Raw genomic sequence first — 24,614 nt, forward strand, 5'->3', positions numbered from 1 at the left:
CAAAGAAGTGCTCCTGCATCGCTGCGCTGCAGGAGCATCGGTTTTCGCAGCGGACTGAGGAGGCTCAGGCCGATCCCCAAGGAAAGCGTCTACCTGGAGCGAAATGATTGAAGAAGCCATCAGTTTTTGGAAGTTTAACAGTTTTCGGTTTGCCTTTTTTGTATCAATGGAATGAAGCAAAAGTCCTTCTATGATAAACTGAATATACTGAAGAAAGAAGGTGAAGACTATCAAACGTCTATTCTATCCGCTGGGAATGGCGACTTTGATTGGTTTTTTTGCAATCTTGACGAGTTATACGAACGAAGGTTTTCTGGAAATCGATCTGCGCACGATGGAATGGCTTCATGGAAATACATTATTGGATGCGATGTCGATTTTTGGGGAGCGATGGATGGTCCTGGTTATCAGTCTGGCCCTGATTCTTTATTTATGGATAAAAAGACAGGATTTCAGGGGAATGTTTTTTGTTTTCCTGACAGTCGGTGTGGGCAATGGGTTGAATGAGCTGATGGAGTACTTTTTTGTCAAAGAAAGACCGGATCTCCCGAGAGGCCTGGAAACTTTCCATTATCCAGCGAGCCACGCAATGCTGGGATTATTATATCTGTTTACGCTGGCATATTTCGTAACTGCTCATCTGACTTCCAAATATGCCCGCTGGGGAATCTGGCTGCTGATGATTTTACTGGTTGCTGCGATTGGGTTGTCACGGGTTGCGGGAGGCGAACATTTCTTCTCTGATGTACTCGCCGGCTGGTTTATCGGTTATTCATTGTTTGCGGCTGTAGCGGTCTGGTATGAGATACGGGAAAGAAAGTTCAAAAAAGCGGCGGAACAGCAAAGTTTTGAATAAACAGGAAAAAGACAAAAAGGCTGATCTCTTTAGAGGTCGGCCTTTTTGATGGTTTTAATACTAGTTTCCAGTCTGTTGGGGTGCTGGACGATCGCCCAATTGATTCAGGCGATGCGCAAAGGAAGTTTCCGATGCTGCCGAATTTCCTTTCAGCACTCCTTGCATCGAATAAGCCTGAGAACCGTGTTCGGCAAAATCCAACCCGTTTTCTTCATCTGCCGCTGTTACGCGCAGTGGAATTATGGCTCCGATCAACAGCAAGAAGAATCCGGTGGCAGCTGCGGTCCAGGCAATGACCGCCAGAATGCCGATTGTTTGAATGCCTAATATTTCAGCGCCACCTCCATAAAGGAGGCCTCCGGTTGTATCAAAGAGACCGATGGCCAAAGTGCCCCAAAGGCCAGCAACACCGTGAACTGAAATTGCGCCGACAGGATCATCGATTCGTATTTTCGAATCCAGCAGATGAATCGCTTCGGTCATAATGATGCCTGCGATCAATCCGATGGCGATTGCCCCGATAAACGACACATTAGCAGCTCCGGCGGTGATTCCGACAAGACCACCGAGTGCGCCGTTCAAGGTGAGTGATGGGTCGATTCTTCCGTAACGTAAACGTGTGTAACCCGCTGTGGCAAGCACACCGGCTGACGCTGCAAGAAGCGTATTGGCAATCACAGGAGGCACGAGCGAAGGATCAGCCGCCAATGTGCTGCCACCGTTGAATCCAAACCAGCCGAGCCATAGGATGAATACACCCAAAGCACCTAATGGGATATTGTGGCCAGGTATGGAATTGACGATCTTACCGCTGTATTTGCCAATCCGCGGACCGATTTTCCGTGCAGTAATAAATGCTGCGACAGCTCCCGTCAGATGGACCACGGTCGAACCGGCAAAGTCGATAAAGCCGATTTCAGCGAGCCAGCCGCCGCCCCACACCCAGTGGCCGACAATCGGATAGATGATTGCGGTCATGGCGATGGTCAGTAAAATATAAGCGCCAAGATTCATCCGTTCAGCTACAGCTCCGGAAATGATGGTTGCGCATGTTGCGGCGAAAACAGCCTGGAATACGAAGAAGCCGACATCTTCACGGCCCAATAGGGCAAATCCTTCGGTTCCGATTAAGCCGAACGCGGAAGTTCCAAACATCAGAGCGAACCCGATGATGAAATACAAAATAGAGCCCAGGGAAACGGTGATCAAATTTTTCATTAAAATATTCAAAGTATTTTTGGAACGTGTAAATCCGGTTTCCACCATAGCGAAACCTGCATGCATAAAGAAGACGAGCATGGCTCCGAGCATCATCCATATCATATCAACTGAACTTTGTACTGCTTCCATTTAATCTCCCCCTTATCCGATCGCGACTCTGCCGCGTTCTTTCGTACGAATTCTGATAGCTTCCTCAACCGGAAATATGAATATTTTTCCGTCACCCACTTCCCCTGTGCCTGCATATTCAAGTATTACTTCTATGATGGCTTCTACTTTTGCATCTTCCACTACCATTTCCAATTTGAGCTTTGGAGAAAATTCCATTTTATAAGGATTTCCCCTGAACATGCCGACTCGACCTTCCTGCTTGCCGATTCCTGCAATTTCGGTAACACTTAATCCATCGATGCCTTCGAGTGCCAGTGCCTGTCGAACTGATTCGAATACTGTGGGACGAATAATTGTCTCGATTTTCTTCATTTTTTTCTCCTCCTTTATTTATTTTAATAAATGATGTTAGGTTTATTAACATAATAAATAATTTATTCTGTAAATACAAGCTTTTTTCAAAACTTATGTAAGGAAACATAACATTTAGATTTAAAAATATTATCATTGAGGTGTTTTTATGTATAAAGTCAGTGACGAACTTATTGCTCTCGGGTTAAAGCGTATCGAAGGGCTTCCGGTGGAGGGCTTCGTAAAAGGAAGTGGACCGTTGCATCCGGCTGTCATGCTGGTGGGCGAAGCACCCGGAGAAAATGAAGTGGAGACCGGCATCCCGTTTACAGGGAGAGCCGGGAAAGAACTGATGGACTCTCTGGCGAGCGTGGGCCTCAGCCGTGAAGATGTTTATATTACGAGTGCTGTCAGAAGCAGGCCATATAAATGGGGCACCAAGAAGAAAAGGAACGGGGAAGTGGTGGAACGGAAATATAATCGTGCACCGACAAAAAAGGAAATTATTGCCCACGCACCGATTCTGGACGCCGAAATACATGATATCAAGCCACCCCTGATCGTCACTTTGGGCAATATCGGGCTCCAGAGGCTGATCGGCCCGCAGGCGAAAGTGACTGAATTGCATGGAACGCTGATGGAAACACCGATATTACGATGGGACGAAGAGGCGGGAGCATTCAAGGAAACTGCCGAAAATTATCATATCTTCCCCACTTTTCATCCTGCCAGCGTGTTTTATAATCCGCCTGTGCGCTATTTGAAAGAAGAGGACTGGCGAAAACTGGGAGAGCTCCTGAGAATGAAAAGGTGAGGGAATAGTCCAATATCTTTCTTTGTTGAAAAATGTTGCGCCAAGGAAACTTTAGGCGTACAATAACCATATTCAACAAGAGCGGAAGGAAGTCGGGGTTATGGACAGTACGGTCTTATTTGCATTGGGGCTGACTCTTTTTGCCGGTCTGGCGACAGGCATCGGTAGTTTGCTGGCGTTTTTTGCCTCACGGACCAATACGAAGTTTTTATCTGTGTCGCTGGGTTTTTCAGCGGGTGTGATGATATATGTTTCAATGATTGAAATCTTTTTTAAAGCAAAAGACTCTTTAACGGAAGCGCACGGGGAGACTAACGGCTATTGGCTGACGCTTGCCGGATTTTTTGGCGGTATGGTCTTCATGGCTGTGCTCGACAGGATTTTGCCTCAGCTTGGAAATCCCCATGAAGTCAAGACAATCGAAGACATGGACGATGGTCCGACCAATGATGAATATGCCCGTTTGCGCAAGATGGGTATTTTCACGGCGCTCGCCATCGGCATCCACAATTTTCCGGAAGGGATTGCGACATTCATGTCGGCCATCCAGGATCCTGCGCTCGGCATTGCGATTGCAATTGCTGTGGCCATACATAATATTCCGGAAGGGATCGCCGTTTCCGTACCGATTTATTATGCGTCTGGCAGCCGCAAAAAAGCATTGCTTTACAGTATTCTGTCAGGGATTTCCGAACCGGTCGGCGCTATTGCCGCCTGGCTGTTCCTCATGCCGTATATGAGTGATACGCTTTTTGGCATCGTCTTCGCTTCTGTAGCCGGCATCATGGTTTTCATTTCGCTGGATGAATTGCTGCCTGCAGCAAAACGCTACGATGAAGCCCATCTGTCGATTTATGGTCTCGTTGCCGGCATGGCCGTGATGGCGGTAAGCCTCGTATTATTGACGTAAGATGAAAGCCTCCATTTTCCAGCGATTTGGAAAGTGGAGGCTTTTTTGAGTTAAATATCTGACAGTTTGTTTTTTGTAAAAAGAGGCTTGTGCCATTTTCCGCTAAAGCGTATAGTAATAAGGTGTCAAGAAAGGTGTCAAGACACCTAGAACTTTTAAGGAGAATGTGTATGTCTACCATTACTGAAAATGCAACAAATACTGCGCCGATTTCGCGCAATAAGCTGCTGTGGGTCGCCGGTCTTGGCTGGCTGTTCGATGCAATGGATGTAGGAATTTTATCTTTTATCATCGCGGCGCTTCAACAGGACTGGGACCTGACAACAAGTCAGATGGGCTGGATCGGCAGCATCAACTCCATCGGGATGGCAGTGGGTGCCTTCGTATTCGGCATCTATGCAGACCGGGTCGGACGGAAAAAGATTTTTATCATTACACTCCTGCTTTTTTCACTGGCAAGCGGGGTCTCTGCCTTTACAACAACTCTTGCAGCATTCATGATTCTTCGTTTCTTCATCGGCATGGGACTTGGCGGCGAACTGCCGGTGGCTTCAACGCTTGTTTCGGAAAGTGTTCCGGCTAAAGAGCGGGGACGTGTCGTCGTATTGCTTGAAAGTTTTTGGGCAGCGGGCTGGCTGCTTGCGGCAATCATATCTTATTTTGTCATTCCGGCATCCGAATACGGCTGGCGTATCGCTTTATTGATCACTGCGCTTCCTGCTCTTTACGCGCTCTACCTCCGGATCAACCTGCCGGATTCGCCGCAGTTTACAGCGAAAAAAGATGTTCTCCGGTCCATCTCGACGAATATTAAAGACGTTTGGTCAAAGAAATATGTCAAAGCGACATTGATGCTGTGGATTGTCTGGTTCATGGTCGTGTTTTCCTATTACGGCATGTTCCTTTGGCTGCCGAGTGTCATGGTGCTGAAAGGGTTCACGCTGATTAAAAGTTTCCAGTATGTGCTGATCATGACACTGGCCCAGCTGCCGGGTTATTTCACTGCAGCGTGGCTGATTGAGCGGATCGGCCGGAAATTCGTGCTGGTCACGTATCTTTTGGGAACGGCAGCGAGTGCACTCGCTTTCGGCAACGCCGACTCACTGGCGATGCTGATTACGGCAGGAGCTCTCCTGTCCTTCTTCAACCTTGGTGCATGGGGAGCGCTCTATGCTTACTCTCCTGAACAATATCCAACCGTCATCAGAGGCACGGGTACAGGAATGGCTGCATCGTTCGGCCGGATCGGCGGTATTTTCGGGCCCCTGCTTGTCGGCTTAATGCTGACTGCTGGCTTCGGCGTTAATGTAATCTTCGCGATTTTCTGCGGAGCAATCGTCATCGGCGCATTGGCCGTAGCATTTCTCGGTACAGAAACAAAACAAATGGAACTGGAATAAAACAAGTTACAGCTGCCGGCGATGTATCCTCATCTGCCGGCGGCTGTTTTATTATTTATGGAAACAAGCAGGAAAAAAAGAGGCGATAGCCAATACTTAATAGATGAATCGATTAGAAAAGAGTGAGAATTTATGGAATGGAAATTTTACGAAGAACCGGCAGCGTTCGGTGACAGGATCGAAACCCTGCTGTATGAGAATGAAGACAAAAACAGCCTGTTTCTTGGGATAATCAATCAAATCAAAAATGGCCTCTATGAAGAATATTATCTGGCTTTGGCGGAAGACGGCGATAGAGTGCTGGCCGCTGCCCTGATGACACCGCCGCATCCGCTGCAATGGACGGTTTTCCATGAAAGTCCTGGACTGGCGGAAGAATTCGCGAAGCTGTTAAAAGAGAGCAATCTGGAAATACCCGGGGTGATTGGCGACAAACAAGCGGCTAAGCAGTTTGCGCAAGTTTGGGCAGCGAAAACGGGGAAAGCTGTCGAGCTTCAAATGGACGAAGGCCTGTACCGGATAGATGCGGTGGCAAAAGGGCTCGAGAAAAGTCCCGGAACCTGGCGGGTCGCCAATAAACGGGATGCTGAATTATTGGAGGAATGGTACCTGCTGTTTGAAAAGGACACGGGAATGGGGCCATCGAGCTATAAGGAAGCAGCGGCGAAAATAGAACGATTTTTGAACGATAAGGAAATCTACGTCTGGGAAGTTCAAGGAGAAGTGGTGTCCTGCATGAAGAAGTCCCGCCCTTCGAAGCACGGGATTTCTGTAGGATTTGTGTTTACACCGGAGAAACACAGGCGAAAAGGCTATGCCCGGACGCTGGTGGCAGAGGTGACGGAAGAATTGCTGCTGGAATACGATTTTGTCATGCTCTATACCGATTTGAAAAATCCGACTTCCAATAAAATCTACAGCGAAATCGGCTATGAGCAGATTGGCAACCCGGTGCATTTGCGGTTCCGATGAGGTTGGAATTTCAACAGAGAAGTGGTAAAATTCAGATAACAGAGTAAGTGAGGTGATGGGTGGACGATGAAGTAAAATCCTTTTTCTGCGCAACTGAAATTTTTCAGCTTGAAAGAAACAGGATTCGTCTGCCCATTTTTGCATTTATATGAGTTGAATAGAAGCTTCCCCTGGTACCGGTTTTGGGGCTAGTGCAGGCTGCATCGGTCAGTATGTATTATTTAACTCCTATTCTATTTTTATTGCAGGTTATTTGGGCTGCCGAATTCTTCCGAAAATCAATCGGAGGAATTTTTTTATTTCTCCGGAATGGGAGTGAATGGAATGGCCGTTATTGGGAAATTGAACAAATTAACGATAAGTCACAGGGACCGGGTGATTGTCCGGGAAGTGGATGCGATGATTCATAAGTACGCGAGAATAGCAGTGATCGGAGCAAATGGTTCGGGGAAATCCAGTTTGCTGGAAGCGATCGCTGCCGGCGGAAACGGAATTCAGTGGATCGGCAGGAAACCGGAAATTATTTTTATGGAACAGGAAGCGAAAAAACTGGATAACGAACATTTTGATTCCGCTGCACGGGCTTTGGAGCGAAAGTTTGGAATTCCGGAAAACCGGTCTGAGTTGAGCGGCGGAGAAACGATGAAGCTGCGGATCGCCCGCGTGCTGGCGCGTCCGGCTGATCTGTTTCTGCTTGATGAACCGACGAATCATCTGGATGCAGAAAGTCTCGGCTTGCTTGCTGAAGAAGTGGAACATGTGGACGGAACGGTGATTTTCGTTTCACACGATCGTCATTTTATAGATGAAGTGGCGACGCATATCTGGGAAATCGAAAATCATCAACTGACAGTCTACGAAGGCAATTATTCAGCGGCGAGAAAAGAAAAAGAGCACCGCCGCCTGACGCAGCAGCGCAAATATGAAAAGCAGCAGGCTAAAATTGCCCAAGTGGAAAGCCAGATTATGCAATTGCAGAGCTGGTCTGATAAAGCGCACCGGGAATCTACTAAAAAGGACGGTGCAAAAGAATATTACCGTGTCAAAGCCAAGAAGAAAGATGTGCAGATCCGCAGCAAACGCCAGCGTCTTGAAGCGGAACTTGAACAGGACCGGATTGAACAGCCGGGAGAAGAAGCGGAGGTCATATTCAGCATTATGGATGCTTCGAAAAAAGGCAGGCGCGTCATCGAATTGAAAGATGCCGGCAAAGGATTCGGCAACCGGGTTTTATTTGAAAGAGCGAATTTCACTGTCCAGCATGGCGAAAGAGTGGGGTTGCTTGGCAACAATGGCAGCGGAAAATCAACGTTATTGAAAATGATTTTGGGGCAGATGGAGCATAAAGGTGAAGTATGGATCAGTGAAGGCATGAGAATCGGCTATTTAAGCCAGGATGTCTATGATTTGCCTGAAAACAAAACGCCTGCTGAATTATTTCCGGCTGACAATTTTGAGGAAGCCGGGCGCATCCGGAATTTAATGGATCATCTCGGCTTTGAAAAAATGCACTGGCAGCAGAAAGTCTCTGTTATGAGCATGGGGGAGCGCGTCAAATTGAAATTGATGGAATTCATGCTGTCGGGCTGCAACGTGCTGCTGCTCGATGAACCGACGAACCATCTTGATCTGCCGTCCCGGGAAGAATTGGAGCGGGCACTTGCATCATTCGGCGGCACAATGCTGATAGCCACGCACGACCGTTATTTCATGGGGAAATTAAGCGGCAAGTTACTCGTGTTCGAGAATAATCGTCTATCTAAATATGAAGGCGGATATACAGATTGGCTCGACCGCGAAAAAGTGGACGAACAGCTCGATCTGCTGCAATTGGACCGGGAAAGACAGGAAGTTTTAGGGAAACTAAGCTATATGAAACCAAGTGACAAAGAATACCGGGCACTGGACATGCGTTTCAACGAATTGACAGTGGCTATCCAATCACTGACAGCTGCAAAAAAAAATTGACGTAAACGGCTGCCGGAGAGGCAGCCGTTTTTTTGATCGAGGCAGTTCGAAAGAAAAGACAGGCAGCGGACACAACTCCGTGAATAATGGAACAGGAAACAGGGTATTGAAAATAAGTAGCAGGAAAGGTGCAGGAAGGGGCGGAGCGAATGATCCGTTTTGAACAAGTGACAAAGCAGTTTCCGGATGGAACGGAGGCGTTGAAAGATATTTCAGTGACTTTTCCCACCTATAAATTGACAGTTCTCATCGGTCCAAGCGGCTGTGGAAAAACGACATTGATGCGAATGGTCAATAAATTGGAAACGCCGACCAAAGGTAATGTGTTCATTGATGAAAAATCGATTAACGGGTTGGATGAAGTGCAGCTGCGCCGTTCAATTGGCTACGTCATCCAGCGTATCGGGCTGTTTCCCCACATGACAATAGAAGAAAATGTGTCACTTGTGCCGCGTTTATTGGAATGGCCAAAGCAGCAGACAGCAGAGAGAGTGGATGAATTATTGGAACTTGTGGGGCTCGAGCCATCCGTTTACAAGCAGCGCTATCCGCTGGAATTAAGTGGCGGTCAGCAGCAGCGCGTCGGAGTGGTGCGTGCACTGGCGGGAGATCCGAATATCGTGCTGATGGACGAACCTTTTTCCGCGCTTGATCCGATCAGCCGGGAACAATTGCAGGAAGATCTTCGGAATCTGCAGCAGGAAATCAGAAAAACAATCGTTTTTGTCACGCATGATATGGACGAGGCTCTAAAGCTCGCTGATCAGGTGGTCCTTATGCGTGAAGGACGGATTGAACAGATCGGCACGCCGCAGGAATTAATCAATCAACCGGCGAATGATTTTGTAAGAAGCTTTATCGGAATGGATCGCATCAATCGCCAGCGTTCGTTCGGGGAGCGGAAACTTAAAGAATTTCTCCCAGTTTTTGGAGCGGAACCAGGAGGCTCGGCATTACAGATCAGCAGTGAAGCGACAATTGATGAAGCTTTCGCAAAACTGGAAGAAAGTGGGTATTCTTACCTGGAAATTCATGAAGGCGGCCGTGTATCGGCTTACGCCAGCGACCGTGACCTGGTAAAGGCTGCTCTGTTGAAAGAAGCGGGTGAACGGGTATGAGGAATTTTTGGGATACAATCGTCAGCCGGCAGGACATGATTCAAAATGCATTTTTGGAGCATATTTATCTGTCGTTTGTAGCTGTAGCGATCGGCATCGCCATCGCCTTGCCGACCGGCATCATCATTGCGCGCTACCGGCGATACGCAGAACCTGTCATCGGAGTGACCGCCATTTTTCAGACGATTCCAAGTCTGGCGCTGTTCGGTTTTTTGGTGCCCATCCTTGGAATCGGTTCCACGACCGCGTTGATTGCATTAATCATTTATGCGCTATTGCCGATTCTCAGAAATACATATACCGGGATAACCGGAGTGGACGGCTCTGTTATCGAAGCCGGCAGGGGAATGGGCATGACACGCACGCAGATTCTCCGGCAAATCGAATTGCCGCTCGCACTGCCGTTCATCATGGCTGGAATCCGGACGGCTACAGTATTGACGGTCGGCATCGCGACACTCGCGACGTTTGTCGGTGCCGGAGGTTTGGGTGACATCATTTACCGCGGCCTCCAATCCTATAACAACTCATTGGTTCTGGTCGGAGCATTGCCTGTGGCGTTGCTCGCAATCGGCTTTGATCTGATTTTAAAGTGGATTGAGAAACGGGCGACACCGAGAGGCTTGAAAAACTGAGAGGGGGAATAGAGGATGAAAAAGGAATTTATAGGGGTTATGGCAGCCGGTGCTTTGGTCCTGTCAGGTTGCGGATCGAGTGCAGGAGGCGAAGAGGAACCAATCATCATCGGCGGCAAGCCATGGACAGAGCAGTATATTCTTCCCCATATCCTGGGGCAGTATATAGAAGCGAATTCCGATTACACAGTGGAATATGAAGAGGGTCTCGGCGAAGTATCCATTTTGACACCGGCACTTGAGCAAGGCGATATCGATCTTTATGTGGAATACACCGGTACCGGACTGAAAGATGTGCTGAAACAGGAAGCGGAGCCCGGCCAGTCGTCGGAAGAAGTTTTGCAGCGTGTCCGTGACGGCTACAAAGAAGAGCTGGATGCGACGTGGCTGGAACCGCTGGGCTTTGAAAACGGCTATACGCTCGCCTATTCGAAAGACAGCGGCTATGACGCCGAAACCTATTCCGATCTGGCTGAAATTTCGCAGTCCGAGGACATGAGTTTTGGCGCACCTCACCCTTTTTATGAACGGCAGGGAGACGGCTATGATGATCTCGTCGCAACCTATCCTTTCGAATTTTCAGCGACTGACAGTTTTGATCCGGCGATCATGTATGAAGCGGTGAAAAATGGCGACGTCAATGTCATTCCGGCCTTTACGACGGACAGCCGGATCGGATTGTTCGATTTGGAGACGACCGAAGATGATCTCTCCTTCTTTCCGAAATACGATGCGGCACCGGTCGTGCGACTCGAAGCTCTCGAACAGTACCCGGAGCTTGAAGATCTGCTGAACGGGCTTGCCGGGCAGATCACCGAAGAAGAAATGCTCGCGATGAACGCGCGCGTTGACGTGGACCAGGATAAACCGGAAGACATAGCAAGAGATTTTCTGATTGAAAAAGGATTGATAGAAGAATAAAGATTATATAGAAGAAAGATCTAATCCCGCGGAGAGACTGCGGGATTTTTATATGGTCTCATGCCTGAAATTCGAGTACAATTAAATTGAATGAATAGTCATTCAATTTAAACTGATGACGAATGTAATTTTAAATAAAGATGGGGTGGATTGCTATGCGGGAAGTGGTAATTGTTGAAGGGGTCAGATCGGCAGTTGGACGAAGAAAAGGGGCATTTTCACAAACGCGCCCGGATGAACTCGCGGCGCTGGTTTTGGAAGAATTGGTGGAGCGGACAGGCGTTGATAAAGGAGAAGTTGAAGATGTCATTATGGGCTGCGTGTCCCAATCAGGTGAACAGGGCGGCAATATCGCCCGGACGGCGGCGCTGATCGCCGGATTCCCGGATTATGTGCCGGGCGTCACAATTGATCGCCAGTGCGGATCGAGCCAGCAGGCCATCCATTTCGGCGCGCAGGCCATTCTTGCAGGAGATATGGATATCGTCATCGCCGGCGGTGTTGAAAGCATGACGCGGGTGCCGATGTTTTCCAATATGCAAGGTGCACAACCAAGTGAAAAACTGATGGAAAAATACGAAATCATCAACCAGGGCCTGTCGGCGGAACGCATTGCAGAAAAATGGGGTTTCAGCCGCGGGCAATTGGATGAGTTTTCATTGCAAAGCCATAAGCGTGCTCTGTCAGCCATCGAGTCCGGCCATTACGACAAGGAAATCGTACCGGTTGAAGTGACAGATGAAAGCGGAGAAAAACAGCTGGTCACAAAAGACGAAGGGCCGCGTCCCGAATCAACACTCGAAGTTCTTGGCGGACTGAAAACGGTATTTGATGAAAATGGCGTCATCACCGCAGGAAACGCCAGCCAGATGAGCGACGGCGCATCCGCAGTCCTGTTGATGTCCCGAGAAAAAGCGGACGAACTGGGGCTGAAGCCGAAAGCGAGCATTGTGGCGCGGGCAGTCGTCGGTTCAGATCCGACGCTGATGCTGACAGGTCCGATTGCTGCGACAAGAAAAGTATTGGAAAAAGCAGGCCTCGAAATCGGCGACATGGACCGCTATGAAGTGAACGAAGCATTTGCGCCGGTGCCGCTCGCGTGGCTTCATGATATCGGCGCCGACCCTGAAAAGTTGAATGTCAACGGCGGCGCCATTGCGCTTGGCCATCCGCTCGGTGCGACCGGTACAAAATTGATGGTGTCACTATTGCATGAATTGGAGCGCAGCGGTGGACGCTACGGCTTGCTCGCAATTTGCGAAGGCATGGGGATGGCGAACGCGACGATTATCGAACGACTATAAAACTTCCGGAGGCAATAAAAATGGAAATGGGCAGAGTGAAAGCGATTGTAACCGGCGGAGCGTCCGGTCTCGGTGAAGCGACCGTCCGCCGCATAGTGGAACGCGGAGGCCGAGCCACTATCTTCGATCTGAATGGGAAAAAAGCAGTAAAACTTATTGAAGAACTCGGTGAAGAGTCGGTATTTTATGTGGAAACAGATGTCGCCGACGCGGCCCAGGTCGAACAGAACACGGCTGCCGCAGTCGAACGCTTCGGCTCCGTGAATCTGGTCGTCAACTGCGCTGGAGTCGGCACACCGGGCAAAGTCGTTTCGAAAGGCGAACCGCAGCCTTTGGATCAATTTGAGAAAGTCATCCGCATCAATCTGACAGGCAGTTTCAATGTGCTGCGCGTCGCAGCGGCAGCCATGCAAAAGAATGAACCGAATGACAACGGGGAACGCGGCGTCATCATTTCGACCGCCTCGGTTGCCGCTTACGAAGGGCAGATCGGGCAGGCAGCCTATAGCGCGTCCAAAGGCGGCATCGTCTCCATGACGTTGCCGGTCGCCCGCGAATTTGCGCGTGACGGCATCCGCGTTATGGCAATCGCGCCGGGACTCATGAAGACGCCGATGTTCGACGGCTTGCCGGAAGCGGCCGTCAAATCGCTGGAGTCATCCGTACCGTTTCCTGCGCGTCTCGGCTATCCTGCTGAATATGCGCAATTGGTGGAAAGCATCGTTGAAAACCCAATGCTTAACGGCGAAACGATCCGGCTGGACGGCGCTATCCGTATGCAGCCAAAATAAGGGGGCAAACAAATGGGGAAATATCGGTTTGAAGAAGAAGAACACGTCATGTTCCGCAAATCGCTGCGGAAATTCCTTGAAAAAGAAGCGGTGCCTCAATATGAACAGTGGGAACAGGACCGCCTGATTCCGAAATCTTTCTGGAAACGTCTGGGTGAAATGGGGTTCCTGTGCCCGCAGGTGGAGGAGCAATACGGCGGCCTCGGCCTTGATTTCCGTTATGCCGTCATCATCGGCGAAGAAATGGAGCGGGTCGGCGCAAGCCTGACAGGTGTCGGGCTGCACAATGACATCACTGTGCCGTATATCGAATCGTACGGCACTGAAGAACAGAAACAGCGCTGGCTGCCGGGCTGCATTTCGGGCGATTTCATCACCGCAATAGCGATGACAGAACCCGGTGCAGGATCGGATCTCGCAAACATTTCAACAACTGCCGTCCGTGACGGCAATAATTATATCGTCAACGGTCAGAAGACGTTCATCACCAACGGCATCAATTCGACGCATGTCGTCGTCGCTGTGAAAACGGATACGAAAGCCGAATCGAAACATCGCGGCATTTCATTGCTGATGATCGAAGAAGGCATGCCCGGCTTCACGAAAGGGCGCAAACTCGATAAAGTCGGCCTGCACGCGCAGGATACGTCCGAATTGTATTTTGAAGATTGCGTCGTGCCGGCTGCCAACCTGATCGGCGAAGAAAATAAAGGCTTTACCTATTTGATGGAGAAACTGCAGCAGGAGCGTCTGGTTGTGGCGATGGCCGCACAGACAGCTTCAGAAGATATGTTGGAAATGACCATTGACTATGTAAAATCACGACAGGCATTCGGCAAACCGATCAGCGCATTCCAGAATACCCAGTTCAAGATCGTTGAAATGGCGACCGAAGTGGAACTGGGGCATTCATTCCTTGAATCGTTGATTGAAGAGCATATGGCGGGCAAGGACATCGTTTCAAAAGTTTCGATGGCGAAATATTGGCTGACGGATACCGCAAAAAAAATTTCGGGCGAGTGCATGCAATTGCACGGGGGCTACGGTTATATGGAAGAATACAAAATCGCCCGCCGCTACCGCGATATACCGGTAGCCGCCATATACGCCGGATCGAACGAAATCATGAAAACGATCATTGCGAAACGGATGGGATTATAAGCTTCAACTTGACAGAATAAACAAACTGCTTTAATGTGGATTTCAACTTGTTGGCAGAACGGCAAGTCTATTTGAGAGAAGAGCCCAGAGAAGATGAGAACAGCAGAGAGCAAAATCGAGGATTGAGACGAGTAGGCAATGGAATCCATTTAGAGAGTCAGCGGCTGGTGGGAGCTGATTGGAGAAATTGCGCGAATGGACTTAGGAGAGCTGGCCTGAAAATGGACATGAGTAAGGCAGACGTATGCCCTGCGTTAAAGGGAAAGGCGAAAAGCCTGTTTGAGTGAGTGCAGAAATGCATTAATGCGTGGTGGTACCGCGGTTTTTTAACCCGTCCCCGCAACCGGAAATCTATCCGGTTGCGGGGATTTTTTGTATTCAAAAGAGCTGAGGAGAGATGACAATGAGACGAGCAGAGAATTTAAGTGAACACAGAATGTACAGCAAGTCACTGGAGCTGCTGGAAGGCAAAATGGCAGAAGCTGACATAAAAACATTCCTGGAACGGCTGCACGAAAAGGGCGAAACGGCGGATGAAATGGTGGGTCTGGTCAAGGCGATGCGTTCAAAAGCAGTAAGTTTGCCGGAGACAAATGGACCGCTGATCGACGTCTGCGGGACAGGAGGCGATCGTTCCTTCAGTTTTAATATCAGCACGCTGACTGCTTTTGTGCTGGCGGGCTGCGGCGTGAAAGTGGCGAAGCACGGCAATCGGAGTGTTTCAAGCAAAACAGGCAGTGCAGATGTGCTGGAAGAACTGGGAATCCTGACGACGGCTGATCCCGCAATCATAGGAGAGTTGATCGAGAAAACAGGAATTGCGTTTTTATTCGCACCGACCATTCACCCGGCTCTCGGGAAATTGCGGGAGGTGCGAAAGAGCATTTCGTCGCCGACGATTTTCAATCTGGTCGGACCGCTTGCCAATCCACTGCCGATCGAAATGCAGATGACCGGGGTTTACCGCCGGGATATGATGAAGCCCATGGCGGATGCATTGATGCGCCTCGGCAGAAAGCGCGGAGTGATGGTCCACGGAGCCGGAGGGATGGATGAACTTTCACTGGCAGGCGTCAATCATTTATTGCTGTTTGATGAAACCGGCAAAAAGGCCATTCAATTCCATCCTGAAGAAGCGGGTCTGGAGCTTGCGCCGGTCGAAGCGATCAGAGGAGGAGATGCCAAGCGCAATGCGGATATTTTCCTGGAAGTGCTGGAAGGCAGGGAAGGTACTTATCTGGACACGGTCGTGCTGAACGCAGGCGTCGGACTGTTCGCCGCCGGCAAAGCGGGTGCAATTGCGGAAGGTGTGCATCTGGCGAGAAAATCCATCATTTCAGGCGAAACAGGGCGAGTATTTGAAGCACACCGCCAGGCATTGGGGGTGCTCGTATGAACATGCTGGACAAAATCATTGCAGCAAAACGCGAAGAAATAAAAACGTATTCAACGGCTGAACCGATAACAGCAGGGAAATTTCCTGTGAAAACCTCTTTAGCGGAGCGCTTGAGAAATAGTAGAGGAGTCATTGCGGAGATTAAAAGGGCTTCGCCGTCAAAAGGCGATATCCGCCTGGATGTGGATGTTGCGAAACAGGCGAAGATATATGAAGAAGCAGGAGCTGCCGCGATTTCTGTACTGACGGATGGCACATTCTTCAAAGGATCGCTGGAAAATTTGCGAGAAGTGGCGGAACTGGTTGAGGTGCCGGTGCTTTGCAAAGATTTTATTGTTGATGAAATTCAGATCGACCGGGCGAAAGAGGCAGGTGCTTCCATAATTCTGCTGATCGTTGCGGCGCTGGAACAGGATGAACTTGAACAGCTGTATTCCTATGCCCAGTCGAAAGAGCTCGAAGTGCTGGTTGAAGTGCACGATGTTGAGGAACTTGAAATCGCCTTAGGGTTGGGGGCGGAATTGATCGGTGTCAATAACCGGGACTTGAAAACCTTTGAAGTGTCGCTGGAGCGGACGGCCGAAATTGCCGGACATTTTCCGTCCGGCAGCAGCTCGCTGCTGATCAGTGAAAGTGGAATTTTTTTGGAAAGCGATGCCCATTTCGCTTTTTCAACCGGGGCTTCGGGAATTCTTGTCGGGGAAGCGCTGATGCGTTCTGAGGATGCAGGCGCCTGGATTAAGAATGTCACTTTGCGGGAGGCGGCGAAATGACAGGAGTGAAAATTTGCGGCTTACAGGAACTGGAACATATAAAAGCGGTGAACGGAGCTGACGCTGCAGGATTTGTTTTTGCGCCGAGCCACAGAAGGATTTCAGTTGAAAAAGCAGCCCGGCTCGCAGCTGAACTCCCTGAAGGCATCGAAAAAATTGGCGTTTTTGTCAATTCCGGGCTGCAGGAAATTCTGGAAGCTGTTGAAAAAGTGCCGTTGACAATGGTGCAATTGCACGGCGATGAACCCGATGAATTGATTCGCAGCATCCCGGTTAAAACGATTCAGGCGTTTTCAATCCGCGAACAACAGGACGTAGAAAAACTGAATCGGTCGATTGCGGATTTTGTCCTGGTCGATGCACCTGGAACCCGATTCCGTGGAGGCAGCGGGAAAACATTCGACTGGAGTTTATTGGCTGAAGCAAGTGTTGCTCCCGGCAGACTCATTGTTGCGGGAGGGCTGGATGCCGGCAATGTCAGGTCTGCAATCGACGCGCTCGGTCCGTACATGGTCGATGTCTCGAGCGGGGTTGAAACTGAAGGAAAAAAAGATGCAGCCAAAATAAAAAAATTCATAGAAACTGTAAAGGGTGATTCGATGCAGCAGGCAGAGGGAACAAAAGAAGAAACCGGCTTTTTCGGGCGTTTCGGCGGCCAGTTTGTGCCGGAGACCCTGATGAAAGCGGTGAAAGAACTGGAAGCGGCTTACGCAGAAGCAAAAGAAGATCCGGAATTCCAGAAAACCTATTATGATTACTTGAAAGAATATGTCGGGCGCGAGCAGCCGCTCACTTTTGCGGCAAGATTGACGGAAGCATGGGGCGGACCGAAAGTTTACCTGAAGCGTGAAGACTTGAATCATACTGGAGCCCATAAGATCAATAATGCAATCGGTCAGGCCCTGCTCGCGATCCGTATGGGAAAACGGAAAATTGTCGCTGAGACCGGAGCTGGGCAGCACGGTGTTGCGACGGCGACGATCTGTGCTTTGCTTGATCTGGAATGCGTCATTTTCATGGGAGAAGAAGATATCAAGCGGCAGCAATTGAATGTGTTCCGGATGAAACTGCTCGGAGCGAAAGTGGAAAGTGTCACCAAAGGCAGCGCCACATTGAAAGATGCGGTGAACGAAGCGCTGCGCTATTGGGTCGCGAACGTGGAAGACACCCATTACCTGATCGGTTCGGCGCTTGGGCCGCATCCGTTTCCAACGATGGTCCGCGATTTCCAGAGCGTGATCGGCAGGGAAACGCGTGTGCAGATTCTGGAAAAGGAAGGGCGTTTGCCAGATGTTATTCTCGCCTGTGTCGGCGGCGGATCGAATGCAATCGGCATGTTCCATCCGTTTATAGCTGATGAATCGGTGCGGCTCATTGGAGTTGAAGCGGCCGGTGAAGGCGTCGATACCGACAGGCATGCAGCGACGCTGACGAAAGGGACGGAAGGGGTGCTTCACGGTTCCTATATGAAACTCTTGCAGGATGAAAACGGCCAGGTCCAGGAAGCGCATTCGATTTCTGCCGGATTGGATTATCCGGGAGTCGGTCCCGAGCACGTGCATCTTGAAGATATCGGGCGGATCCAATACAAGGCGGTCACGGATGAAGAAGCGCTGGCATCGGTCATCTCTCTGTCGCGGCTCGAAGGCATCATACCGGCTCTCGAATCGGCGCATGCAGTGGCGGAAGCGGAAAAAACGGCTGCCGGCATGGGACCGGAAGAAATACTGGTTATTTGTGTATCCGGCCGCGGCGATAAGGACATGGCGACGTATGCCGACAAATTGGAGGGATTGGCATGAAGCGCTTAGAGACATTAAAAGACGATGGCGGCAAAGCGTTCGTCGCCTATATCATGGCGGGTGACGGCGGCCTGGATAAGCTGCGCGGCCAGGTCGAAACACTGCAGCGCTCGGGCGTAACGGCCATCGAAGTCGGCATCCCTTTTTCCGATCCGGTTGCGGACGGGCCAGTAATTGAAGAAGCAGGAAACCGCGCGTTGAAAGAAGGTGTGACGCTCGACAAGGTTTTACTGGAAATGAAGAGCTGGGATTTTGAAGTGAAGATTCCTCTGATCGTCATGACCTATTTGAATCCGGTGATCCGTTATGGTGCAGAGCGTTTTGCAGAATCCTGCCGGGAAGCGGGTGTGTCAGCCGTCATCATCCCGGATTTGCCGTTTGAACATCAGCGCTTAGTGGCGCCTTATCTGAAAAAGGCTGAAATTATGCTGGTTCAGCTGGTGACACTCACGACAACGGAAAACCGCCTGCACGATATTTTGCAGGAAGCGGAAGGGTTCGTATACGCGGTCACGGTGACTGGAATTACCGGCGTGCGCGATGAAATGACAGAAGAAGTGAAGTCGTTCATGAAAACTGTGCGCGCCAAAAGCCCGGTGCCGGTCTATGCGGGATTTGGAATTTCTAAACTGGAGCACGTCGATTTGCTGCGGGACGATGTCGATGGCTTCGTCGTCGGTTCGGCAATTGTGAAAGCTTTTCACGAAGGTGAGTTCGACGGCATTCAGCCCCTCATCGATGCAGTGACCCTGCAGCACCCGGTATAATGGGAGCTGGAGGGATGTAAGATGTTCAAACCAGTCACAGCTGATTTTTTCGATTCACCGACTCTCGACTTGTCGCGCAATCTGCTTGGGCAGATCCTCGTCCACGAATTGCCGGAAGGAATCGTCGCCGGCCGCATTGTCGAGACGGAAGCCTATATGGGAGCAGAAGACCGGGCGGCGCACAGTTTCGGCAACCGGCGAACCAAACGCACTGAAATCATGTTCGGCCGAGCCGGCTCTGTTTATACCTATCAGATGCACACCCATACATTGATCAATGTCGTCAGCGGACCGGTCGACACGCCGCGCGCGATTCTGATCCGGGCGGTGGAACCGGTCGAAGGCGTCGATCTGATGGCGGAGCTGCGGGGACGACATCTGCCGATCAGGCAATGGACGAGCGGACCCGGCAAGCTGACCAAAGCGATGGGCATTTCAATGGACTATTACGGCCACCATTTTACAGAGAGGCCCTTATTTATTGCGGAAGGCGATCCCGTGCATGCCGTGTCCGTGGGACCGAGGGTCGGCATCGGCAATTCGCAGGAAGCCGTCCACTATCCGTACCGCTTTTGGGAACAGGACAATCCTTTTGTATCGAAATTCCGCTGAGCTCCATGTTTAGTAATTTTCATGCGTGGAATAGTAGGGGAGAGTAAATAAACAAAAGGAGTGAAGGATAGTGGCAAAAATTGCAACGCTGATTACTGATATGTTCGAGGATGTAGAATATACGGATCCATCGAAAGCTTTCAATGACGCGGGTCACGAAGTTTTCACGATTGAAAAAGAAGCAGGTAAAGAAGTGACCGGCAAACAGGGCGAGGCGGTCGTGTCAATCGACAAAGGCATCGATGACGCAAACCCGGATGATTACGACGCATTATTCCTGCCGGGCGGATTTTCTCCCGACCAATTGCGTGCGGATGACCGCTTCGTGAAGTTCACGAAAGCCTTCATGGACGCAAAAAAACCGGTATTCGCCATCTGCCACGGACCTCAATTGCTGGTTACAGCAAAAGCGCTTGAAGGCCGCAAAGCGACAGGTTATAAATCGATTCACGTAGACATGGAATACGCCGGTGCCAAACTGGTTGATGAAGAAGTGGCTGTCTGCCAGGATCAATTGGTGACAAGCCGCCAGCCGGACGATATTCCGGCATTCAACCGGGAATCACTGCGTGTGCTGGAACAATATTCAGCAAAATAATTTTGGATGCATAAGCCCCGGCAAGGGAAGTTGCCGGGGCTTTTTATGCGGAAAAAAATGTATCGCAAATAAACTCCGCTATCCTGCAAACAACGGACGTTATATTGCAAACAAACTCCTCCATCCCGCAAGCAAAGATGGTTATACCGCAAACAAACTCTTTCATCCAGCAAGCAAACCTCTTCCGGCTAAAATATTCTTGTATAAATAAGCAAACGCTTATATAATGAATGACGAATCTCTTTGAAGAAGGTGAACGGAATGGATTATGTGAACATGGAGTCATATTTAAAGGCAATCAGCGACCATAACCGGATGCTGATTTTGAAATACTTGACGAAAGATTCGCTGTGCATCTGCGAATTTACGGAATTACTTGATATGACGCAGCCGGCGGTCAGCCAGCATATGCGGAAATTGAAAGCAGCGGAATTGGTGACGGAAGAAAAGCGGGGACGCTGGACGATCTGGTCGCTGAATGTCCGCCACGGCCTTTATCCAATGCTGATCCATCTCTTGAGCCTGCTGCCGGAACCTGAAATTACAGTGGAATCCCTGGCGGCGAACGGGAAAAAAGTAGTTTGTGAATAGGGAGTTGCAGAAGCAGTGGAAGTTGGATTAGCGAGTTTTATTTTTATTGTTACATTGATTTTTGTCATATGGCAGCCGCGGGGATTGTCGATCGGGTGGTCGGCGATTGCTGGAGCGGCTGTCGCGTTATTGTTCGGCGTCGTTGATTTTGGGGATGTCTGGGATGTAACCGGCATTGTGTGGAATGCAACATTGACGTTTGTTGCGCTCATCATCATTTCGCTCATACTCGATGAAATCGGATTTTTTGAATGGGCAGCCTCACATATGGCCCGCATGGCAAAAGGCAGCGGGCTTCGAATGTTTTTCCTGGTGACGATTCTTGGGGCCATTGTCGCTGCATTATTTGCCAATGACGGCGCTGCGCTTATTCTGACGCCGATTGTTCTCGCCATGGTGAGAGCGTTGAAGTTCAAAGATGCGATGATTCTGCCGTTTATCATGGCATCCGGTTTTATAGCGGATACAGCGTCTTTGCCGTTTGTCATCAGCAACCTGGTGAATATCGTTTCGGCTGACTTTTTCAATATCGGTTTTACGGAATACGCCATCAATATGGTCGTGCCGAATCTGTTCAGCATCCTCGCCAGTATGCTGGTCCTTTATCTTTATTTCCGCAAGGATATTCCGAGGACCTTTGATGCCGGTGCGTTAAAATCACCGGCTTCCGCAATAAAAGATCTGAAAATGTTCCGTCTGTCTTGGGTAGTGCTTGCTGTCCTGCTGATCGGGTATTTCATGAGTGAAACGCTGAATATTCCGGTGTCGTTCATCGCCGGCGCGGTGGCCATCATTTTCCTGGCCATCGCACAGAGAAGCGAAGCGGTTGAAACGATGACGGTGCTGAAAGGTGCGCCGTGGGCCATTGTCTTTTTCTCGATCGGCATGTATGTGGTCGTTTACGGCCTGCGCAACGCCGGATTGACATCGGCGCTGGCTGACGCGATCGCATGGACGGCGGGACATGGCTTATACGCGGCGACAATCGGCATGGGCTTTATTGCGGCGATTTTGTCGTCTGTGATGAATAATATGCCGACGGTCATGATCAATGCGCTGGCAATCGAAGAGCTTGCTGCGACAGGAGTCATGCGGGATGCGCTGATCTACGCCAATGTCATCGGTTCCGATCTTGGCCCGAAAATCACGCCGATCGGCTCGCTTGCGACTCTGCTGTGGCTGCATGTCCTGAAGACGAAAGGCGTCACCATCAGCTGGGGCTATTATTTCAAAGTCGGCATCGTCCTGACGATTCCGACCCTGTTCATCACGCTGACCGGGCTTTATCTGTGGCTGACAATCCTTAATTGATCTGAAAAGAGACTCGCCGAAGCGAGTCTCTTTTTAGTCGAGAAATTTAGCCATATAGATTTCATCATAATATTTGCCGTTGATGACCATGGAATCCTGCCGGATGCCTTCAGATACATAACCGGCTTTTTCAAACAGCTTTCTGCCGGGCTTGTCATTCTCGACCACAGTCAGTTCCAGGCGGCTGATGTTTTTGGAGGCAGCCCATTCTTCTGCTCTTTGCAGAAGTTTTGTGGCGATGCCCTTGCGCCTGGCGTCGGCCTGGACGCCGATGCAAATCTGGGCACGGTGCGCCGCACGTTTTGCGTCATTGCCGATGATTGTCAAAAAGCCGACATGTTCGCCATTCAATATGGCAATAAAGATGGTGGAGTGGCCGCTTTGGCGCCATTCGATTATCTGTTTTCTGACTTTTTGAGTAGACTGGACCCGCTCATCTTTTCCGTACAGCATGAAATCGGATTCGGCTTCCACCGTTTTCATAAGGGCGGCAAGAGAGCGGGCATCGCCGTGTTCAGCGTTGCGGATAAGCAGGATGTCTTCATCGCCGCCGCCATTTTTAGCATTGTTTCCATTGGAAGAATCAATTCTTTCAAATACAACATAACGATTTGTTTCAACTTCGCTGACAAAATATCCGGCATCCATCCAGGCGTGGAAATGCTTGGCTGGAGCTTTTGTTTTTTTCCACCAGCTTCTGTTCAGATAAGCAGCGTTCGGCAATTGCTGGCCCATAATCTGTTCGATCTCATTAAAACTGAGCTTGATTCTCGTATTTGTAGCAGAAGAAAAGTAATTTGCTAAAGGAATGTATTTCTTTTCCAAAATTATAGTCAATATTTTCACTTCCCCTCGCGGATATTTAGATTAATTGTTTTTATTATATCATTAGCACTAAACCTAAGTATATGTATTTGTCCCTTAATACCAAAAAAATTCTTTAAATATTCAAAAAAATTTCAAGTATAGATAAAAATTACTTATTTATTCCAAATAAAAAGTTGATTTAACATTTTAAAGAATTTATGTAATTAAAAAGTACTGGTTCCATAATACTACATATGATTGGAATGCAGCAAAAACTTGTAACGGGCCATCTTCAGCAGTAAAAGGCCTTCAGCAGAAGGAAGGATTTTATATTCATATGAACTGAAAGTTCAGCTGCGCGGGCAGTTATGTTAGAATTACACAGAAACCAATATTGATCAGGAGGCATAAAAATGTCAAAAGTTTTTGTTTTAGGCCATAAAAACCCGGATACGGATTCAGTTTGTTCAGCGATTTCCTATGCGTATCTGAAAAACGAAACCGGTATGGAAGCGGAAGCGATCCGTCTGGGCGAACTGAACAACGAAACGATTTTCGTCTTGAAGGAGTTCGGTTTTGAAGCGCCGCGTCTTGTAACGCGTGTTTCAGAAGAAGCTTCTCGCGTCATTCTCGTTGACCATAATGAGCGCCAGCAGAGCGCTGAGGACATCGGCGAAGTTCAAATAATCGAAGTGATTGACCATCACCGGGTTGCGAATTTCGAAACTGCGGATCCTTTGTTCTTCCGTTCAGAGCCGGTCGGCTGCACCACGACGATCATTTTCAAATTATTTAAGGAAAACGGCGTAACGGTGCCTGCGGGCATCGCAGGGTTGATGCTGTCTGCCATTATTTCCGATTCACTGTTATTCAAATCGCCGACCTGCACAGAACAGGACATCCGGGCTGCGCGTGAACTTGCTGAAATTGCCGGAGTCGATCCGGAATCGTATGGTTTGGCCATGCTGAAAGCGGGGGCGGATCTGAGCAATAAAACCCTGGAGGATTTGATCTCGCTTGATTCCAAAGAATTTGAAGCCGGTGACCACCGCTTTGAAGTTGCCCAGGTCAATGCCATCGAGATATCGGAAGTTCTGGATCGCCAAAGTGAACTCGAAGTCCTCATGACACAATCGATCATCGATAAAGAACTGGATCTTTTCGTTTTCGTGGTGACGGATATCCTGAACAATGATTCGGAAGCGATTGTGCTCGGCAGAAGATCCGGTATCATCGAAAATGCATTCAAATCAAGCCTTGTCGATAACCGCGTCCTGCTTCCGGGCATCGTTTCCCGTAAAAAGCAGATTGTACCGGTAATTACGGAAGCTTTAAGCTGATTCCCTTTTGGGAGTCAGTTTTTTTATTGCCCCGGGCACGGCCGCTTTTCTTGAGTGTCCAGACTCCGGCGATCCAGCTCTTCG

Annotated in this window: 24 protein-coding genes, 1 pseudogene and 1 other annotated feature; of the genes and pseudogenes, 22 read left to right on the top strand and 3 right to left on the bottom strand. The window is 49.4% G+C overall.

Annotated features, from left to right (window positions below; genetic code table 11):
- The first annotated feature begins 220 nt into the window (after positions 1–220).
- Positions 221–856: a phosphatase PAP2 family protein gene (locus KW93_RS05495; protein ID WP_052131478.1), complete on the top strand. Its 636-nt coding sequence runs from the start codon at positions 221–223 to the stop codon at positions 854–856.
- A 60-nt stretch (positions 857–916) separates the two neighbouring features.
- Here the strand turns inward: KW93_RS05495 and KW93_RS05500 are convergent, their stop codons facing one another.
- Positions 917–2,206, bottom strand: a complete 1,290-nt coding sequence (locus KW93_RS05500) for an ammonium transporter (RefSeq protein WP_033541981.1) — start codon at positions 2,204–2,206, stop codon at positions 917–919.
- A 12-nt stretch (positions 2,207–2,218) separates the two neighbouring features.
- Positions 2,219–2,560 carry a P-II family nitrogen regulator gene (locus KW93_RS05505; RefSeq protein WP_033541982.1) on the bottom strand — a complete coding sequence of 114 codons (342 nt, stop codon included), beginning with the start codon at positions 2,558–2,560 and terminating at the stop codon, positions 2,219–2,221.
- Positions 2,561–2,708: 148 nt separating this feature from the next.
- On the opposite strand from KW93_RS05505, the gene KW93_RS05510 reads away from it, so the two are divergent.
- The 20 genes and pseudogenes from KW93_RS05510 to KW93_RS05605 all read left to right on the top strand — a co-directional run bounded on the left by KW93_RS05510 (position 2,709) and on the right by KW93_RS05605 (position 22,383).
- Complete coding sequence (locus KW93_RS05510) at positions 2,709–3,353, top strand: uracil-DNA glycosylase (protein ID WP_033541983.1); 645 nt, start codon at positions 2,709–2,711, stop codon at positions 3,351–3,353.
- Positions 3,354–3,453: 100 nt separating this feature from the next.
- Positions 3,454–4,263 carry a zinc transporter ZupT gene (zupT, locus tag KW93_RS05515; RefSeq protein WP_033541984.1) on the top strand — a complete coding sequence of 270 codons (810 nt, stop codon included), beginning with the start codon at positions 3,454–3,456 and terminating at the stop codon, positions 4,261–4,263.
- 170 nt (positions 4,264–4,433) lie between these two features.
- Entirely contained in the window at positions 4,434–5,663 is a 1,230-nt protein-coding gene (locus tag KW93_RS05520; RefSeq protein ID WP_033541985.1) for an MFS transporter, read from the top strand.
- Between the two features lie 132 nt (positions 5,664–5,795).
- Positions 5,796–6,635 (top strand): GNAT family N-acetyltransferase, encoded by an 840-nt coding sequence (locus KW93_RS05525; protein WP_033541986.1) that lies wholly within the window; start codon positions 5,796–5,798, stop codon positions 6,633–6,635.
- 324 nt (positions 6,636–6,959) lie between these two features.
- A complete protein-coding gene (gene abc-f, locus KW93_RS05530; protein WP_033541987.1) occupies positions 6,960–8,603 on the top strand; it encodes a ribosomal protection-like ABC-F family protein in 1,644 nt (547 codons plus the stop codon).
- A 149-nt stretch (positions 8,604–8,752) separates the two neighbouring features.
- A complete protein-coding gene (locus KW93_RS05535; protein ID WP_033541988.1) occupies positions 8,753–9,721 on the top strand; it encodes an ABC transporter ATP-binding protein in 969 nt (322 codons plus the stop codon).
- Positions 9,718–10,356, top strand: a complete 639-nt coding sequence (locus tag KW93_RS05540; protein ID WP_033541989.1) for an ABC transporter permease — start codon at positions 9,718–9,720, stop codon at positions 10,354–10,356. Before KW93_RS05535 ends, KW93_RS05540 begins: the two co-directional genes overlap by 4 nt.
- 15 nt (positions 10,357–10,371) lie before the next feature.
- Positions 10,372–11,277 (top strand): glycine betaine ABC transporter substrate-binding protein, encoded by a 906-nt coding sequence (locus tag KW93_RS05545; RefSeq protein WP_033541990.1) that lies wholly within the window; start codon positions 10,372–10,374, stop codon positions 11,275–11,277.
- 155 nt (positions 11,278–11,432) lie between these two features.
- Positions 11,433–12,581, top strand: a complete 1,149-nt coding sequence (locus KW93_RS05550) for a thiolase family protein (protein ID WP_033541991.1) — start codon at positions 11,433–11,435, stop codon at positions 12,579–12,581.
- Positions 12,582–12,601: 20 nt separating this feature from the next.
- Positions 12,602–13,372 (top strand): 3-hydroxyacyl-CoA dehydrogenase, encoded by a 771-nt coding sequence (locus KW93_RS05555; RefSeq protein WP_033541992.1) that lies wholly within the window; start codon positions 12,602–12,604, stop codon positions 13,370–13,372.
- 12 nt (positions 13,373–13,384) lie between these two features.
- Positions 13,385–14,533, top strand: a complete 1,149-nt coding sequence (locus KW93_RS05560) for an acyl-CoA dehydrogenase family protein (RefSeq protein ID WP_033541993.1) — start codon at positions 13,385–13,387, stop codon at positions 14,531–14,533.
- A gap of 109 nt (positions 14,534–14,642) precedes the next feature.
- Positions 14,643–14,875: a binding site (T-box leader), on the top strand.
- A 61-nt stretch (positions 14,876–14,936) separates the two neighbouring features.
- On the top strand, positions 14,937–15,929 hold the full coding sequence (gene trpD, locus KW93_RS05570) for an anthranilate phosphoribosyltransferase (protein WP_033541995.1): 993 nt from the start codon (positions 14,937–14,939) through the stop codon (positions 15,927–15,929).
- A complete protein-coding gene (trpC, locus tag KW93_RS05575; RefSeq protein ID WP_033541996.1) occupies positions 15,926–16,702 on the top strand; it encodes an indole-3-glycerol phosphate synthase TrpC in 777 nt (258 codons plus the stop codon). Before trpD ends, trpC begins: the two co-directional genes overlap by 4 nt.
- Positions 16,699–17,271: pseudogene (locus KW93_RS17770) on the top strand (phosphoribosylanthranilate isomerase); the annotation flags it as partial. The gene trpC and the pseudogene KW93_RS17770, both read left to right, overlap by 4 nt.
- A gap of 30 nt (positions 17,272–17,301) precedes the next feature.
- On the top strand, positions 17,302–18,504 hold the full coding sequence (gene trpB, locus KW93_RS05580; protein WP_033542005.1) for a tryptophan synthase subunit beta: 1,203 nt from the start codon (positions 17,302–17,304) through the stop codon (positions 18,502–18,504).
- On the top strand, positions 18,501–19,271 hold the full coding sequence (gene trpA / locus KW93_RS05585; RefSeq protein ID WP_033541997.1) for a tryptophan synthase subunit alpha: 771 nt from the start codon (positions 18,501–18,503) through the stop codon (positions 19,269–19,271). The genes trpB and trpA overlap by 4 nt, the downstream gene beginning before the upstream one ends.
- Positions 19,272–19,292: 21 nt before the next feature.
- Positions 19,293–19,883 (top strand): DNA-3-methyladenine glycosylase, encoded by a 591-nt coding sequence (locus KW93_RS05590; RefSeq protein ID WP_033541998.1) that lies wholly within the window; start codon positions 19,293–19,295, stop codon positions 19,881–19,883.
- A gap of 70 nt (positions 19,884–19,953) precedes the next feature.
- The gene (locus KW93_RS05595) at positions 19,954–20,481 is read left to right on the top strand and encodes a type 1 glutamine amidotransferase domain-containing protein (protein ID WP_033541999.1); all 528 of its coding nucleotides are present in this window, start codon (positions 19,954–19,956) and stop codon (positions 20,479–20,481) included.
- 261 nt (positions 20,482–20,742) lie between these two features.
- A complete protein-coding gene (locus tag KW93_RS05600) occupies positions 20,743–21,072 on the top strand; it encodes an ArsR/SmtB family transcription factor (RefSeq protein ID WP_033542000.1) in 330 nt (109 codons plus the stop codon).
- Positions 21,073–21,087: 15 nt separating this feature from the next.
- On the top strand, positions 21,088–22,383 hold the full coding sequence (locus KW93_RS05605) for an arsenic transporter (RefSeq protein ID WP_033542001.1): 1,296 nt from the start codon (positions 21,088–21,090) through the stop codon (positions 22,381–22,383).
- Between the two features lie 33 nt (positions 22,384–22,416).
- Here the strand turns inward: KW93_RS05605 and KW93_RS05610 are convergent, their stop codons facing one another.
- Complete coding sequence (locus tag KW93_RS05610; protein ID WP_235318365.1) at positions 22,417–23,229, bottom strand: GNAT family N-acetyltransferase; 813 nt, start codon at positions 23,227–23,229, stop codon at positions 22,417–22,419.
- Between the two features lie 374 nt (positions 23,230–23,603).
- Here KW93_RS05610 and KW93_RS05615 point away from each other — a divergent pair, with 374 nt between their 5' ends.
- Positions 23,604–24,530 carry a manganese-dependent inorganic pyrophosphatase gene (locus KW93_RS05615; protein WP_033542003.1) on the top strand — a complete coding sequence of 309 codons (927 nt, stop codon included), beginning with the start codon at positions 23,604–23,606 and terminating at the stop codon, positions 24,528–24,530.
- Positions 24,531–24,614: the final 84 nt, after the last annotated feature.

Origin of the sequence: Planococcus sp. CAU13, from assembly GCF_000775575.1 — a bacterium.
In the GTDB taxonomy this organism is placed as follows: Bacteria; Bacillota; Bacilli; order Bacillales_A; family Planococcaceae; genus Planococcus.